This is a genomic window from Pandoraea pneumonica (genome assembly GCF_902459645.1).
Lineage (GTDB): Bacteria > Pseudomonadota > Gammaproteobacteria > Burkholderiales > Burkholderiaceae > Pandoraea > Pandoraea pneumonica.
This window is the reverse complement of the sequence record NZ_CABPSK010000003.1, coordinates 716,881-732,952: the sequence shown is the minus strand read 5'-3', so window position 1 is coordinate 732,952 and position 16,072 is coordinate 716,881. Positions and strand designations below refer to the sequence as shown.

Annotated in this window: 16 protein-coding genes; 7 read left to right on the top strand and 9 right to left on the bottom strand. The window is 61.8% G+C overall.

Going from position 1 to position 16,072, the window contains the following annotated elements:
- Positions 1-153: 153 nt before the first annotated feature.
- Genes PPN31114_RS18885 through thiL form a run of 3 tightly spaced genes read right to left on the bottom strand, consistent with a single transcriptional unit; the run spans position 154 to position 2,316 of the window.
- Positions 154-657 (bottom strand): CinA family protein, encoded by a 504-nt coding sequence (locus tag PPN31114_RS18885; protein ID WP_150681008.1) that lies wholly within the window; start codon positions 655-657, stop codon positions 154-156.
- A 55-nt stretch (positions 658-712) separates the two neighbouring features.
- Positions 713-1,234: a phosphatidylglycerophosphatase A family protein gene (locus tag PPN31114_RS18880; RefSeq protein WP_150681007.1), complete on the bottom strand. Its 522-nt coding sequence runs from the start codon at positions 1,232-1,234 to the stop codon at positions 713-715.
- Positions 1,231-2,316, bottom strand: a complete 1,086-nt coding sequence (gene thiL / locus PPN31114_RS18875) for a thiamine-phosphate kinase (RefSeq protein WP_174988209.1) — start codon at positions 2,314-2,316, stop codon at positions 1,231-1,233. Before thiL ends, PPN31114_RS18880 begins: the two co-directional genes overlap by 4 nt.
- Positions 2,317-2,635: 319 nt before the next feature.
- Between thiL and PPN31114_RS18870 the strand changes: the two genes are divergently transcribed.
- From PPN31114_RS18870 to PPN31114_RS18860, 3 genes are all read left to right on the top strand, one after another.
- The gene (locus PPN31114_RS18870; protein WP_150681005.1) at positions 2,636-4,939 is read left to right on the top strand and encodes an NADP-dependent malic enzyme; all 2,304 of its coding nucleotides are present in this window, start codon (positions 2,636-2,638) and stop codon (positions 4,937-4,939) included.
- A 305-nt stretch (positions 4,940-5,244) separates the two neighbouring features.
- Positions 5,245-5,640, top strand: a complete 396-nt coding sequence (locus PPN31114_RS18865; RefSeq protein ID WP_150681157.1) for a guanyl-specific ribonuclease — start codon at positions 5,245-5,247, stop codon at positions 5,638-5,640.
- Positions 5,641-5,647: 7 nt separating this feature from the next.
- The gene (locus PPN31114_RS18860; RefSeq protein ID WP_150681004.1) at positions 5,648-6,196 is read left to right on the top strand and encodes a barstar family protein; all 549 of its coding nucleotides are present in this window, start codon (positions 5,648-5,650) and stop codon (positions 6,194-6,196) included.
- Positions 6,197-6,341: 145 nt separating this feature from the next.
- Here the strand turns inward: PPN31114_RS18860 and PPN31114_RS18855 are convergent, their stop codons facing one another.
- The 4 genes from PPN31114_RS18855 to PPN31114_RS18840 all read right to left on the bottom strand — a co-directional run bounded on the left by PPN31114_RS18855 (position 6,342) and on the right by PPN31114_RS18840 (position 9,403).
- Positions 6,342-6,983, bottom strand: a complete 642-nt coding sequence (locus PPN31114_RS18855) for a YidB family protein (RefSeq protein WP_150681003.1) — start codon at positions 6,981-6,983, stop codon at positions 6,342-6,344.
- Positions 6,984-7,030: 47 nt separating this feature from the next.
- Entirely contained in the window at positions 7,031-7,768 is a 738-nt protein-coding gene (locus PPN31114_RS18850) for a 16S rRNA (uracil(1498)-N(3))-methyltransferase (protein WP_150681002.1), read from the bottom strand.
- A 161-nt stretch (positions 7,769-7,929) separates the two neighbouring features.
- Positions 7,930-8,352, bottom strand: coding sequence for a VOC family protein (locus PPN31114_RS18845; protein WP_150681001.1), 423 nt, complete (start codon positions 8,350-8,352; stop codon positions 7,930-7,932).
- Between the two features lie 109 nt (positions 8,353-8,461).
- Entirely contained in the window at positions 8,462-9,403 is a 942-nt protein-coding gene (locus PPN31114_RS18840; protein ID WP_174988205.1) for a spermine/spermidine synthase domain-containing protein, read from the bottom strand.
- A 197-nt stretch (positions 9,404-9,600) separates the two neighbouring features.
- On the opposite strand from PPN31114_RS18840, the gene tkt reads away from it, so the two are divergent.
- The gene (gene tkt, locus PPN31114_RS18835) at positions 9,601-11,613 is read left to right on the top strand and encodes a transketolase (RefSeq protein ID WP_150680999.1); all 2,013 of its coding nucleotides are present in this window, start codon (positions 9,601-9,603) and stop codon (positions 11,611-11,613) included.
- Between the two features lie 28 nt (positions 11,614-11,641).
- Positions 11,642-12,652, top strand: coding sequence for a type I glyceraldehyde-3-phosphate dehydrogenase (gene gap, locus PPN31114_RS18830; protein ID WP_150680998.1), 1,011 nt, complete (start codon positions 11,642-11,644; stop codon positions 12,650-12,652).
- 107 nt (positions 12,653-12,759) lie between these two features.
- Here the strand turns inward: gap and PPN31114_RS18825 are convergent, their stop codons facing one another.
- Complete coding sequence (locus tag PPN31114_RS18825) at positions 12,760-13,629, bottom strand: hypothetical protein (protein ID WP_150680997.1); 870 nt, start codon at positions 13,627-13,629, stop codon at positions 12,760-12,762.
- Between the two features lie 166 nt (positions 13,630-13,795).
- Complete coding sequence (fur, locus tag PPN31114_RS18820) at positions 13,796-14,227, bottom strand: ferric iron uptake transcriptional regulator (protein ID WP_023594193.1); 432 nt, start codon at positions 14,225-14,227, stop codon at positions 13,796-13,798.
- Positions 14,228-14,391: 164 nt separating this feature from the next.
- Here fur and PPN31114_RS18815 point away from each other — a divergent pair, with 164 nt between their 5' ends.
- On the top strand, positions 14,392-15,081 hold the full coding sequence (locus tag PPN31114_RS18815; RefSeq protein WP_246182634.1) for an outer membrane protein assembly factor BamE: 690 nt from the start codon (positions 14,392-14,394) through the stop codon (positions 15,079-15,081).
- A 30-nt stretch (positions 15,082-15,111) separates the two neighbouring features.
- Positions 15,112-15,909, top strand: coding sequence for a 4-hydroxy-tetrahydrodipicolinate reductase (gene dapB, locus PPN31114_RS18810; protein ID WP_150681156.1), 798 nt, complete (start codon positions 15,112-15,114; stop codon positions 15,907-15,909).
- Positions 15,910-16,072 lie beyond the last annotated feature (163 nt).

Below are 16,072 nucleotides of genomic sequence, written 5' to 3'. Positions count from 1 at the left end.
GTCGCCGCACCATGGTTTCGCGACAGCGACTACGCCATCGATAAAAAAGCGCCTGCGAATTCGCGAGGCGCTTTTTTTATGTCCGTTGATCGGGCGCAGTGAAAGGAGCGAGGTGCGCTGCGACCTCTGCGACCGCTAAGACCGTTGAGACGGTTATGACTCGGCCGTGTCGAGCAATTCGATCACGCCACGCAGCGCGTGTTGCGCGGCCTGACTGCGCACTTGCGTGCGGTCGCCCTTGAAGTGTTTCGTCTCGACAACCGTTTTCACACGATTGCTCCAGCCGAAGCAAACCATCCCCACCGGCTTTTCCGCGCTGCCGCCACCCGGACCGGCAACGCCGGTAATCGAGAGCGAAATCTGCGCGCGGCTGTTGAACAGCGCACCTTCGGCCATGGCGCGCGCCACGGGCTCGCTCACGGCGCCGTGTTTTTCGATCAGTTCGGCTGGCACGCCGATCATTTCGGTCTTTGCCTGATTCGAATACGTGACAAAGCCACGTTCAAACCAGTTGCTGCTGCCCGAAATATCGGTGATCGCGGCGGCCACCAGCCCCCCGGTGCATGACTCTGCCGTGGTCAGCATCAGACGCTCGTCGCGCAGACGGTTGCCGACTTTTACCGACAGTTGGGCCAGAAGAGATTGTTGGGAGACCACGGGACGGCGCCTTCAATAATGGGGAGGGATGCGCTGCGATGCGTCGATCGAAAACTCAGATCGAGCGCCACAGCGCAATGACGAGCAACGTGCAGAACGCAGCGACGAGATCGTCGAGCATGATGCCCAGCCCGCCCTTCACGGTACGGTCGAAATAGCGGATCGGCGGCGGCTTCACCGCGTCGAAGAAGCGGAACAGGATGAACGCGACCAGTTGTCCGACGAAGCTCGTGGGCGTAATGAGCAGCAGCACAATCCAGAAGGCAACGATTTCATCCCAGACCACAGAACTGGGGTCTTGCGTGCCGAGCTTGCGCGCCGTGAAACCGCAAATCCAGATGCCGCCGACGACGGCGAGCGCAATCAGCGTCGCCCAGCCGGTGACCGTCAGATACAGATTCAATACGAGATACGACGCCCAGCCGAAGAGCGTGCCTACCGTTCCCGGCGCCAGCGAGGACATTCCCGTGCCGAAACCGAGCGAAAACAGATGGGCCGGGTGCGAGAACAGAAAACGCGTGTTCGGCCGGCGCGGGCCGCTGCCCGGATTGAGGGCGGCCGTTTGGTCAGTACTCATTGGAAGTGGTCGAAACTTTTGAAGTCGGCAGCGACAGGCGCGCCCGTATCGTCATGTAATTGCAGCGGGGCCTGGCGTGCATCAGGAAGCGCTATTGTACCGATACGCGTCACGCGCAGGCCGAGTTCGTTGCCGATGGCTGAAATTCGCTCGCGTTGCGCACTGTCGGCACAGAAACATAATTGGTAATCGTCGCCGCCGGCCAATGTGCAAAGTCGCTGAATTGCCAGCGACTGCGCCGCAAGTATCGTCGAGCGCGGCACCGCGTCGACGTTGATTCGCGCGCCAACCCCCGAGCGTTTGAGAATGTGGCCGAGATCACCAAGCAGGCCGTCGGAGATATCGAGTGCTGCGCGCGCCACGCCACGCAGCGCCATGCCGAGTTCGATCTGCGGCTCGGGCCAGTCCATCGCGCGGCGCACTTGTTCAAAATCACTGCTGGCTGGCAAGGCACGGCCAGCGGATTCGGTTGGCCCGGTCGCGTCGGCGGCCCCAACCGCATCGGCTGCCCCGGCCAGTTGCCATTCACCCCGCAATACCCCGAGTGCTAAGCGCGCATCCCCGACCGTTCCAGATACCCAGATATCGTCCCCCGGCTGAGCAGCGTCACGTCGTAGCGCATGCGCGCCCGGCACTGCGCCGAAGACCGTCACGCAGAGATTGCGCGGCCCGCGCGTCGTGTCGCCGCCTACCAACGGGCAATCATAACGATCGGCCAGCGCGGCCAATCCTTGCGCAAAGGGTGCAAGCCATGCCGGATCGCTGTCGGGCAGTGCGAGCGCAAGGGTGAAACCCAGCGGTTTGGCCCCCATGGCGGCCAGATCCGACAAATTCACGGCTAACGTCTTGTGACCGAGCGCGCGAGGATCGACGTCGGGAAAGAAATGGCGTCCTTCCACCAGCATGTCCGTCGATATCGCGAGCTGCTCGCCCGCTGGCGGGCGCAGCAATGCGCAATCGTCGCCGATGCCGAGCGTCACTTGGTCGCCCTGACGCGTCGCTCCGGTAAAGAAGCGATCGATCAGCGAGAACTCAGACAAGGGCGTTGATGGAACTGACATGGTTGCGGCGGGCCTGGTCATGGATGGCGAAGTTTCGGGTAGAGACCCGATAGCGCATTTTACGAGGCTGACCGGGTTTTCCCAACGCTCTTATCGCGCGGCCCGGCGATTTCGGACATCGGCTTATCCAACACTCGGACATTGCCTCACTGATGTTTCATCCGTGGTCCGAAAAAACGAATATGGTGCGATGCAGCGTTGAATTTGCGGAGAATTTTCGCGACGATCGTCAGGAAAAAGGTGCAGCCCTTATCCGCTTTTTGCATAAATGGCGTGAATAAATGGGGCTACAATTCGCATAGAAAATTTGAGCCATTTTGTCCGTTAAGAGCTTTCCCACATGCCCACGCCGATCGATCCGAAACTGCGCGAAGCTGCGCTCGAGTATCACGAATTCCCCACCCCCGGCAAAATTGCCATCGCCCCGACCAAGCAGTTGCTGAACCAGCGCGATCTCGCGTTGGCGTACTCGCCGGGCGTTGCCGCCGCGTGTGAGGAAATCGTCATCGACCCGCTCAATGCGTCGCGCTACACGGCACGCGGCAATCTCGTCGGCGTGATTTCGAACGGCACGGCCGTGCTCGGGCTGGGCGACATCGGCCCGCTCGCCTCCAAGCCGGTGATGGAAGGCAAGGGCGTGCTGTTCAAGAAGTTCGCCAATATCGACGTGTTCGATATCGAAATCGACGAGAAGGACCCCGAGAAGCTCGTCGACATCATCGCCGCACTCGAGCCGACGTTCGGCGCGATCAACCTCGAAGACATCAAGGCTCCTGAGTGCTTCATCGTCGAGCGCAAGCTGCGCGAGCGCATGAAGATCCCCGTTTTCCACGACGATCAGCACGGCACGGCCATCGTGGTGGCGGCGGCGCTCATTAACGGTCTGAAAGTGGTCGGCAAGGATCTGAAGTCGGTCAAGGTCGTGACGTCCGGCGCAGGCGCTGCCGCGCTCGCATGTCTCGACCTGATCGTCGACATGGGCCTGCCAATTGAAAACATCTGGGTGACGGACCTGGCCGGCGTGGTGTACGAAGGCCGTACCGAGTTGATGGACCCCGAGAAGATTCGCTTCGCTCAAAAGACCGACGCGCGCGGTCTGGCCGATGTGATCGGCGGTGCCGACGTGTTCCTCGGATTGTCGGCGGCTGGCGTGCTCAAGCCGGAAATGGTCAAGACGATGGCCGACAAGCCGCTGATTTTCGCGCTTGCCAACCCGAATCCGGAAATCACGCCGGAACTCGCGAAGGAAGTGCGTCCGGATTGCGTGATGGCCACGGGCCGCACCGACTATCCGAATCAGGTCAACAACGTGCTGTGCTTCCCGTTCATCTTCCGCGGCGCACTCGACGTGGGCGCGACGACGATCACGCGCTCGATGGAAATTGCGGCCGTGAATGCACTGGCCGAACTGGCGCGTCAGGAGCAGAGCGACATCGTCGCATCGGCCTACGGCATCAAGAACTTGTCGTTCGGTCCCGAGTATCTGATTCCGAAGCCTTTCGATCCGCGCCTGCTGGTCAAGGTGGCGACTGCCGTGGCCGAAGCCGCGATGGCCGCCGGTGTCGCAACGCGCCCGCTCGCCGATGTCGATGCGTACTCGCAGTCGTTGCAGCAATTCGTCTATCACAGTGGCGGCCTGATGAAGCCGCTCTTCTCGGTCGCGCGCAGTGTGCCTGCCGATAAGAAGCGCATTGCGTTTGCCGAAGGTGAAGAAGAGCGCGTGCTGCGTGCGGTGCAAATTCTCGTCGACGAGCGCGTTGCCACGCCGATTCTGGTCGGTCGCCCGGCGGTGATCGAGCATCGCATTCAGCAGTACGGCCTGCGTCTGACCGCAGGTGTCGACTTCACGGTGGTGAACCCCGAGCACGACGAGCGCTACCGCGACTACTGGGAGACGTATCACCAGTTGACCAACCGCAAGGGCGTGACGGCCTCGTATGCCCGCGTGGAAATGCGCCGCCGGACGACGCTGATTGCCGCCATGCTGGTGCGCAAGGGCGAGGCCGACGGCTTGATCTGCGGCACGGTATCGACGCCGGGGCGCCACCTGCACTTCATCGATCGTGTGATCGGCAAGCGCGAAGGCGGCCATGTCTACGGCGCGATGAATGCGCTGATTCTGCCGAATCGTCAGATCTTCCTCGTCGATACGCACATCAACCAAGATCCCAGCGCGGAAGAATTGGCCGAGATCACGTTGATGGCCGCCGAAGAAATTCGCCGTTTCGGCATTCAGCCGAAGGTGGCACTGCTCTCGCACTCGAACTTCGGGACGAGCGACGCGAGCTGCGCCCGCAAGATGCGCGAAACGCTGGCGATTCTGCAAGAACGTGCGCCGGAGCTCGAAGTGGACGGCGAAATGCACGGCGATTGCGCCCTCGATCCGGAACTGCGCGCGCGCATCATGCCGGAATCGACGCTGACCGGTGCGGCCAATCTGTTGGTCATGCCGAACATCGACGCCGCGAACATTGCCTACAACCTGCTGAAGACGGCTGCGGGCAACAACGTGGCCATCGGCCCGATTCTGCTGGGTGCCGCCAAACCGGTGCACATCCTCACGGAGTCGGCCACGGTGCGACGCATCATCAACATGGTGGCCCTCGTGGTCGCCGATGCGGCAGCGCAGCAAGACGTCCGCTGAGCGTGTGCTGACCCGCTAAGGCCGGTTGGCGGTTCGCCGCCGTTCGGCCCACGTTAACGACAAAACGCCGCACCTTCACGGGCGGCGTTTTGTCATTTTGACGACGCTTTTCCCGTATCGTATATCGTGATGTGTGCACTCACTTTCGTGAAAAACTCTTTGTTTTCATGAATTTGTTGAGTGAATTAGTTGCGAAATGTAAGCCGACATTGATTCCGGTGAGTAATAGCGATACCCTTACGGCTTCACCCACCAGAACGGGCCCGCAGCGCAAAACCGCGCAGGCCGACAACCTAGCTATGACAATGGCACGTTGGCTTCACCGGAGCATCGTGGCGCTGACGGCGGCTGGGAGTGTTTTTCTGGGGGGCAATGCCGTGGCGCGCGAAACCGCGCCATATGTCACGGATCAAACGGCGGCGGTATCCGCCACCGAGTTGCCCCGCGAAGCGAAGCGCACGCTATCGCTGATTGCCCAGGGCGGGCCGTTCCCTTATGCCAAAGATGGCATTGTGTTCGGGAACTACGAAAAGCGCCTGCCCAAAATGCCGCGTGGCTATTACCATGAATACACGGTGCCGACTCCCGGTGCCCGCAATAGAGGTGCCAGGCGCATCATCTGTGGCGGTGATCAACGTGCAGTCGATCCTTGTTACTACACCCAAGATCACTACAACAGCTTTAGACGCATAAGGGAATGACAGCAGTATGAGTGAGCCGGTTTTCGCACAGGAACGCGGGAAAGATCTTATGGCAGATCCATTCGGTGCGGGCGATGGCAACTTGTTCAAGCAGGTGCTGGGCCTGCATGCTGTTGCGCGGGCTGGCCGCCGCCATACCTTATCGGAAGAGGGAGATATGAGTCTTTTCAAGACCGTCAGGCCGAATATCGTGCAGTCGATCCGCGCCTTCCGTGTGCCGGAACTGGCTGACGAGGCCGAGCGACTGGGGCAGCACTTCCTGTATGCGAACTGCGCGCAGGCGCAGAGCAAGGCTGAAGTGCTTGAAACGATTGCGACGTCATTCCTGTTCCCGAAGCATTTCGGCAAGAATTTCGACGCATTGCACGATTGTCTGACCGATCTCGTCAGCCGTAGCGGTGCACAGCCCGGGTTCGTTGTCGTGCTCGAAGGGCTGCCGGTGGCGACGAAGTTCGACAAGGATGCGCGCGAAACGCTGCTCGATGTCTTCCGCGATGCCGCCGAGTTTTGGGGTGAGCGTCGTGTGAGCTTCCGCGTGTTCTACTCGTTTGCGTAAGCTACATGCTGTGATCGGGTGTGAATTTCACTGAGATTGCCGCTAAGTCTCACGTCAGATCGCCATGAAAAAAGGTCCGCTACTGCGGACCTTTTTTGTTTTCAGGCGTCATGCCAGCGCATCGCGCGCCGACACAGTACGTCGTTCAGGACGTATGCCCAGCCAGAAACTTCTGGGCGAGACCGGCCAGATCGAACTGCCCCTGCGGGACGTCGCCGTTGGGGGTGAGGTGGTTGATAACTTCCGGCAGAATCGACGACAGTTGCTGTGCGGCTTCATCCTGGCTCACGCCTGCCGTGTTGGCCAACTGCTGAAGTTGGCCGCCCGGGCCGAGCGCTTGCGCGACTTGGTCGGGAGACACCGGCTGATTGCCGCCCGTGCCTACCCATGAGCGCACCGCGTCGCCGAGTCCGCCGCTTTCCAGCACTTGGGTCAGCCCGCCTAGGCCGCCGAGTGCGCCGATCAAATCGGTCGGCGACGTGGCCGGTGCGCCTGCACCGCCCGGTTGGGGGGCTTGCCCACCGCCGAGCAGGCCGCCTAGCAAACCGCCAAGTCCGCCTGCCGCGCCAGCGCCCGCTGCGGCCCCACCGCCAAGCATGCCGCCCAGCGCACCGCCTAGCGAGCCTAGCAGGCCGCCACCGCCTTCCTGTCCGTCCGATTTGCCCGCATGACTGGCGATCATCGCCAGCAGGCCCATCAACAACAGCATGCGTGTATTGCCGCCACCGCTGTTACCGCCTGCGGAGTTGCCGGCCGCACCGCCGAGAATGGAATCGAGAATACCCATGACGATTTCTCCTTGAGGCCTGCGAGGCCGTTGCCAATCACGATGCCTTACCAACCCCCCCAGCGTGCGGCCAGTGCCGCGAGAACTGCCATGCCCGCCGTTTCCGTGCGAAGAATCCGTTCCCCGAGGCGAATGGCCCCGAAACCGGCGTCGCGCGCGAGGGTTTCTTCCTGAGGTGTGAGCCCGCCTTCCGGGCCGAAGAGCAGCACGCCGGGCTGTGCCGGTGCTTGCGGCAATAGCGAATCGAAGCCGCTGTCCCCTCTAGGTGACAATAGCACACGCCATGCGTAACTCGTAACCGTGTTCGGGTCACGTAACCAGGCCGTAATCGGCCGGATCGGCAGGATTTGCGGCACACGGTTTCGGCCACATTGTTCGCATGCCGCCTGCGCCAGGGCTTGCCAGTGCGCAACCCGTTTAGCGGCGCGTTCGCCGTCGAGTCGAATGACCGAGCGCTCGGTGGCCAGTGGTTGAATTTCCGTGACGCCCAACTCGATGGCCTTCTCGATCAGCCAGTCCATTTTGTCGCCGCCCGCAATGCCTTGCGCCAACGTGACCCGATAGGGTGTTTCGGCTTCCCGAGTGTCATGGGCACCCAATTGCACCGTGGCGTGCCGCTTTTCCAGACTCGTCAGCTCGGCCGGATATTCGCCGCCAGTCCCATTGAACAGCGTGAGCGAATCGCCCGCTTTAAGGCGCAATACCTGAACATGACGCACGACGGCGTCGGGAAGCTCTAGCAGGGCGCCTGCGTGCAATGGCGCATCAACGAAGAAACGGGGCATACGAATCGGGATGGGGCCGGATTAGGCCAGTCGGCGAACGACGTAGTGTCGACGCTTTCGGCGTGGGCTCGGCCAATGAGCGGTCAGGGGCGCAAGCATACCGCATGGGGAAGGGCGCGCGCGGGCGTGTACATGCTCGATGTGGCGCGCGAGCGCATCGCCTAGCCGCGTGCCGCGACCGGCCGTGCGAAGCCCCAGCGATAACCATCGATGTCTTCAAGCTGGCAGAAGCGATCGCCCCAGAACTGGTCTTCCGGCGGCATCAGCCCCTTTGCGCCGGCGCCGGTCGCACGTGCATAGAGCGCGTCGACGTCTTCCGTATAGACGTAGAAGCTCTGCGGCGCTTCCACGCCCGAGGTGCGCGGTGTGCGCGCGGTACTGCCAAAAGCACCTTCCGGGGCGAACATCAAAATCAACTGGCCCTGATAGAACATTTCGACGTGCATCACGGCACCATCGTCGTCCATCGTGTTGTGTACGGTAAAGCCAAACGCCTGCTCGTAGAAGGTGGCGGCCGCCTTGGCGTCGCGCACGGTCAGATACGGCGTCAACCATGGCACGTGGGACGGGCGGGGATCGGACATGACTGCCTCCGTGTTTGCTGCCGACAACCGGGCGGTTGCGCTGCGGGTTCGGCATTCGTGACGTGCGTTCAATATACAAGGAACGCGTGCGATGTTCACGCGGAGCGCGTCATCTCGTCTCGGGCGATGCGCTGGAATGATTCAGGACTTCAATCAAATCTGGGGCGATGTCGAATAGTGCCGCGTGGCGAGAGACGGCGTAGTGCCGCAGTGTGCGCAAAGCGTCGGGAGACGCCGCGCGTGCCGCTGTCTGCAACGTGTCGGGATCGACCGCCCGCACGTCGAGAGCATCGCTCGCCACCGCCAGTGCCCAGAGCGAACCATAGAGCGGAACGTAGGCCGTCATCGGCTGCACGTGGGTGAAGACCGAACGCAGCGCGTCGAGCATGCGCCGCACCTGAGTTGGCGCGAACCAAGGCGCGCCGAGTTGCACGGCGATGCCGCCGCGCGGCGTCAGCAGGGCGCGAACCTGCGCGAAAAAACTGGCATCGTGCAGCGGGGCGGCCGCGCCGTCGGCTTCCGTCAGATCGAAGATTACGGCGTCGAAGCGCTCGCCTTGGGCGCAGGCGGCCGCGACGAAATGGCGCGCATCGCCGATGACGAGTGTGGTGCGCGGGTCGTCGAACGCGCCCCCAGCGAGCGATGGCATGTGCTGCAAAATCGCCGCGGGCACTTGGGCGTCGAGTTCGGCGATGACGACCTCGGTCACGCTCGCGTGGCGCAAGGCTTCGCGTGCGGAGCCGCCGTCACCGCCCCCGATCACGAGCACGCGCTGGGCTTCGCCGTGCGCGAGCAGCAACGGATGGACCATGCACTCGTGGCAGATGTGCGCGTCCGCGAGACTGGCCATGAACCGGCCGTCGAGCCGATAGGCGCGCCCAAGCGGGCCGAAGGCGGGCAGATCGACGATTTCGATGTGCTGATAGGGGGAAGTCATCTGCGCCACCGGGTGCGCGGCAAAGGCGTAGGTGGCCCAAGGCCCGAGCGGGGCGGTGCAAGGCGATGGCGTGGAATCGGAATCGTCCTGTGTGACGTCGCGTATGACGGGCATTGTTGTGACAACTTCCTCTAAATTGCGGTGATTGCGCCACTTTTTCGCATCATTCCACGTTCTCGCCATTTGGGGAAGTTCGCGGCAACCGACCCGGGAAGGTGCCGTATCTGATAAAATCGCGATCTTTCTCCTGCATTTGATTTCGCGCGGCAGCCCGCGGCAACGGGGCACGCCCGCTATTCCGGCTGGTCACCATGACGAACTCCTCTACTGCAACGGCTGCCCTGATGGCCTCCGCCATTCGTGTCCTCTCCATGGATGCGGTTCAACAGGCTAACTCCGGTCACCCTGGCGCACCTATGGGTATGGCCGATATCGCGGTCGCGCTCTGGGGGCGTCACCTCAAGCACAACCCCGTCAACCCGCATTGGTTCGATCGCGACCGCTTCGTGCTGTCGAACGGCCACGGCTCGATGCTCATCTACTCGTTGCTGCATCTGACGGGCTACGATCTGCCGATCGAAGAACTCAAGCATTTCCGCCAACTGCACAGCAAGACGCCGGGTCACCCCGAAGTGGGTATTACCCCGGGCGTCGAGACGACGACTGGCCCGCTGGGTCAGGGCATCACGAATGCCGTCGGTTTTGCGTTGGCTGAAGCGCTGCTCGCCAAGGAATTCAACCGTCCGGGCGCCGACATCGTCGATCACTACACGTATGCGTTCCTCGGCGACGGTTGCCTGATGGAAGGCATTTCGCATGAAGCGTGTTCGCTGGCCGGTACGCTGCGCCTGAACAAGCTGATCGCGCTGTACGACGACAACGGCATCTCGATTGACGGTGACGTCGAATACTGGTTCGCCGACGACACGCCGAAGCGTTTTGAAGCCTACGGCTGGAATGTGATCCGCGATGTCGACGGTCACAACGCCGATGCTGTCGATGCCGCCATTGCGCAAGCCAAGACGTCGGATCGTCCGACGCTGATTTGCTGCAAGACGTTGATCGGCAAGGGCGCACCGAACAAGCAGGGCGGTCACGACGTGCACGGCGCGCCGCTGGGCGCAGACGAAATCGCCGCAACGCGTGCCGCGCTGGGCTGGACCCTGCCGCCGTTCGAAGTGCCGGCCGAAGTCTATGCCGCATGGGACGCCAAGGCCGCGGGCCAACAAGCCGAAGCTGCATGGAACGAACGCTTTGCTGCGTACCGCAGCCAGTTCCCGGCCGAAGCCGCCGAATTCGAGCGCCGCATGAAGGGCGAACTGCCGGGCGACTTCAAGTCGTCGGCTGCCGCGCTGATCGCGAAGACCAACGAAAAGGCCGAAACGGTGGCAACGCGTAAGGCGTCGCAACTGGCGATCGAAGGGCTTGCGGCGGTGCTGCCGGAATTCCTGGGCGGCTCGGCCGACCTGACCGGCTCGAACCTGACCAACTGGAAGGCGAGCAAGGCTGTGCGTGCCAACGCCGACGGCGTGCAGTACGGCAACCATATCAACTACGGCGTGCGCGAATTCGGCATGAGCGCCATCATGAACGGCCTGGCGCTGCATGGTGGTCACATTCCGTTTGGCGGCACGTTCCTGACGTTCTCGGACTACAGCCGCAACGCGTTGCGTATGGCGGCGCTCATGAAGCTGCGCTCGATCTTCGTGTTCACGCACGATTCGATCGGTTTGGGCGAAGACGGCCCGACGCACCAGTCGATCGAGCATGTGTCGAGCCTGCGTTTGATTCCGCAAATGGACGTGTGGCGTCCGTGCGATACGACCGAAACGGCAAGCGCCTGGGTGGCGGCCGTGGAGCGTCACGATGGCCCGTCGAGCCTGGTGCTCAGCCGTCAGAACCTGCCGTTCGTCTCGCGCGACGAAGCGCAGATCGCCAATATTCGCCGCGGTGGCTATGTGCTGCGCGACGTGGCGAATCCGCAGATCGTGCTGATCGCGACCGGTTCGGAAATGGATCTGGCGCTCAAGGGCGCCGAAGCACTGGCTGCCGAGGGCATTGCGGCGCGCGTCGTGTCGATGCCGTCGACCAATGTGTTCGACCGTCAGGACAAGGCGTACCGCGAAAGCGTGCTGCCGCGCGGCGTGCCGCGTGTGGCCGTGGAAGCCGGTGTGACCGCGTTCTGGCACAAGTACGTCGGCCTGGAAGGCGGCGTGGTCGGCATTGACACCTTTGGCGAGTCGGCCCCGGCCGGCGTGCTGTTCAAACACTTCGGCTTCACCGTCGACCACGTGGTCGCGACGGTCAAGTCCGTGCTTGGCTGATTTCGTTAGACCTTACGGAGAAACCCCCATGACCATTCGCGTCGCTATTAACGGCTATGGCCGTATCGGCCGCAACGTACTGCGTGCCCATTACGAAGGTGGTAAGAAGCACGATATCGAAATCGTCGCTATCAACGATCTGGGCAATGCACAGACCAATGCTCACCTGACGCAGTACGACACGGCGCACGGCAAGTTCCCGGGCACGGTGACGGTCGATGGCGATTACATGATCGTCAACGGCGACAAGATCCGCGTGCTGGCCAACCGCAACCCGGCAGAACTGCCGTGGGGCGAGCTGAACGTGGACGTCGTGCTCGAGTGCACGGGCTTCTTCACCACGAAGGAAAAGGCCGGCGCCCACCTGAAGGGCGGCGCGAAGAAGGTCATCATCTCGGCCCCGGGCGGCAAGGATGTGGACGCGACGGTCGTGTTCGGCGTGAACGAAGGCGTGCTCAAGTCGACCGACACGGTCATCTCGAACGCCTCGTGCACGACCAACTGCCTGGCCCCGCTGGTTCAGCCGCTGCACGCCAAGATCGGTCTGGAAAACGGCCTGATGACCACGGTGCACGCCTACACCAACGATCAGGTGCTGACGGACGTTTATCACGAAGACCTGCGTCGTGCCCGTTCGGCCACGATGAGCATGATCCCGACCAAGACGGGCGCCGCTTCGGCTGTCGGTCTGGTGATGCCGGAATTGAACGGCAAGCTCGACGGCTACGCTATCCGCGTTCCGACGATCAACGTGTCGATCGTCGACCTGTCGTTCATCGCCAAGCGCGACACGACGGTTGAAGAAGTCAACGCGATCCTGAAGGAAGCCGCTGAAGGCCCGCTCAAGGCAATCGCTACGTACAACACGGCACCGCTGGTGTCGGTCGACTTCAACCACAACCCGGCATCGTCGAACTTCGACGGTACGCTGACCAAGGTCTCGGGTCGTCTGGTGAAGGTGACGTCGTGGTACGACAACGAGTGGGGCTTCTCGAACCGCATGCTCGACACGACCGTCGCGCTGATGTCGGCCAAGTAAGCTGCTGCTTCGGTAGTGCAATAAAAAACCGCTGTCGGAAGACAGCGGTTTTTTTATTGGCGCGCCAAATAAACCGGCCTGTGCGTCGCGCGTAGCAGCGATCTGCTTTAGTCGGGACGACGACGCGAGGAAAGCACTCGGATCAGTCCGATAAGGACGCCGAGCGCACCGCCGATCACGATACCGCCGGAACCAAAAAACAATTTGCGAGGAAAGACCGGGTGGTCGTCGACCTGTGTGGCGCTCACGATGCGGGTGTTGTACGACTGATCGGGGGCCAACATTTGCGAAATCCGGTATCGGCTGTCATTTAACGCAGCGCGCTCCGATCGGCTGCTCTGTAAGGCGCTGAGCGCCATCACTGAGTCGGTCGATTTCGAGTGTGCCAATGCCGTGTTGAGTTCTGCCTGCGCTTTTTCATTCGCATCAATCGCGGCATCGATCACGCTCAACTGCTGTTTCGGCAAATCGCGTGCCTTTTCGAGAATCGAGGCATGGTCACTCATAATTCGTTGCGCGGCGTCGTCGAGTGCCATCTCCGCTTGCTGCTCTGACGTGCCTCGCGCGGTGATTTCAACGTATGAGGTGCCTTGAACGGCACGCGCCTTGATCGATTTCCAGACGACGGCGCTGTGCAGGGCTTCCTGGTTGCCCTTGAGCTCCGGGAGCACCTTGCTGGCGACATCATCGCGGAAGGTGTTCAGCCCAACCCGCCCCACGGTCTGTTGCACCGATTCGATGAGTGGCCCGTCGGGGCCGCTCACCGGGGAGCCCGCGGCGCGGCCTACCTGGAGCGTGAGCTTACCTTCCCATTGTTTCTGCACGAGGTACGTGGTGCCAACGCCGATGGCGCCGCCAACGATGGCGAGACCGGCGATCCAGGTGGCATTGCTTCGCAAGAAGTGCAGGACGTCTGAGAGTGAGAGGTCCGTCTGCGCTTCAGATGCCATTTCGTTGGGCGTTTTATCGTTATTCATCGGGTGGAATCGAACGTCGAGACGTGGCCGGGATGGCCGTATGCCTTGCGCTTGAGGAATCACCATTTGATGCAGTGAACCCTCTTTATGTTCCAAGTAACCGACTTATTGGGGCATCTCCCGGACCTGGCCTCCGGGATGGCGATGATGTTGAAATGAAGTGAAATTAATTCTTCTGCCGGTGCGGGCACGGATCCTTCGTGCAGCTCCCGTACATGGCGAGGGAATGTTCCTGAAGCGCAAAACCGCGTTCTTTTGCGATCAACTTCTGGCGGCGTTCGATTTCTGCGTCGAAAAATTCTTCGACGCGACCGCAGTCCAGGCACACCAGGTGATCGTGGTGATGGCCTTCGTTGAGTTCGAATACGGCCTTGCCGGACTCGAAGTTACTGCGCGACAATAGTCCGGCTTGTTCGAATTGCGTCAACACGCGGTAGACCGTCGCCAGACCGATGTCGAGATTTTCGCCGAGCAGGTGACGATAAACGTCTTCGGCGGTCAAATGGCGCACCTCGCTGTTCTGGAAAATTTCCAGAATTTTGAGGCGCGGAAGCGTGGCTTTCAGTCCGATATTTTTCAGATCGGCGGGATTCGGCATCGCTCTACGTCCCTAGAGTACAATACAGCCCCAATAATAATGCCTTTTTGCCTTGCCCGGCGCAAACCGGCGCAAACGGGACGGTTTAGCCGTCAACGGGGGCGATGTGGCGGCGCGCCCGGCGTGCCGGAGTCAAGTTCGATTTTTTTGAAAGCGAGTCAGATTTGCGTCGTTATCTCTCCCTGTATGCTGCCGCAGCACTGCTGGCACTGGCCGGCTGTTCCACGTACGACAGCGTGACCGACAAGGTGATCGGCGTTGTGACGCCGTATCGAATCAATATCGTGCAGGGCAACTTCGTCTCGAAGGAAGCCTACGACCAGCTCAAGCCCGGCATGACGCGCGATCAAGTGCGCCAACTGCTCGGCACGCCGCTGCTCACCGATATCTTCCACGCCAATCGCTGGGACTACGTCTTCTATTTCAAACGCGGCAACGCGTCGGTGGTGCAAGAGCGCCATCTGAAGCTGTATTTCGAGAGCGATACGCTGGCCCGTTGGGAAGGTGGCGAGAACCTGCCGACCGAATATCAACTGGTGCAGGAAATCGACGGTCAGAAGGGCAAGACCGTGAAGACCGAGGCGCCGGCCCCGTCGACCGCGAGTGCGGCCGCCGCCGAAGCCGCAGCGCCGTCGCCTGATGTCGCCGCAGCAGCACCGACCGCTGCCATCCCGGCCGCGAACGACGTTGCTACGGTGTCCGCCGAAGCCGCGACAGCGCCGACGACCTCCAATGCCAGCACGGGCCTCGCCACTGGCGGCACGAGCAGCCTGGGCGCCGGTACGGCTACTGGCACGGGCCTGGTGCCGTCGCCGCGCGTGACCTCCGGCGGCCTGTTCACGGCCCCCCAGTAAGCGCTCAGAAAAACCAACAGACTCACCATGATGAAGATTGCGATTGCCGGTGCGTCCGGCCGTATGGGCCGGATGCTGATTGAAACCGTGCTGGCTGCCGACGACGCGCAGCTCGTGGGCGCGCTCGATCGTGAGGGCAGCCCGGCACTCGGTCACGACGCCGGCGCTTTCCTCGGTCGCGAGACCGGTGTGAACATCACTGCCGATTTCGACACCGCTCTGGCGAACGCCGAATTCCTGATCGATTTCACGCGTCCGGAAGCCACGCTGCTGCATTTGGCGGCTGCCCAGAAGCACGGTGTGAAGATGATCATCGGCACGACCGGGTTCTCGGAAGACGAGAAAGCGCGTTTGGCTGAAGGTGCCAAGCAGGTGGCCGTCGTTTTCGCGCCGAACATGAGCGTTGGCGTGAACGCTACGTTCAAGCTGCTTGAAATCGCTGCGAAGATTCTGAATACCGGCTACGACATCGAAATCATCGAAGCGCACCATCGCCACAAGGTCGATGCCCCGTCGGGCACCGCGTTGCGTATGGGCGAAGTGGTGGCCGAGGCGCTCGGACGCGATCTGAAGGAATGTGCGGTCTACGGCCGTGAAGGCGTGACCGGTGAGCGCGATCCGTCGACGATCGGTTTTGCGACCGTGCGCGGCGGCGATATCGTGGGCGATCACACGGTGCTGTTTGCCGGCATCGGCGAGCGCATCGAAATCACGCACAAGTCGTCGAGCCGTCTGTCCTACGCACAAGGCTCGCTGCGCGCCGCGCGTTTTCTCGCCGAGCGTCAGACGGGCCTGTTCGACATGCAGGACGTGCTAGGCCTACGCTAAGCCCCTGCCGAGCTTGGGCGTTCGTGGTGCCGCAAGGTAATCGAACGCCCGGCTCTCTCGCTTTCCGGCGGTCTCGCCGGTACGCATTGACGCATTGCCAGCCCTAATGGGGCGAAGTTATGAGCCCCGCTGGCAGCCCTTCGATTCGAAGGTTGCGACGCCC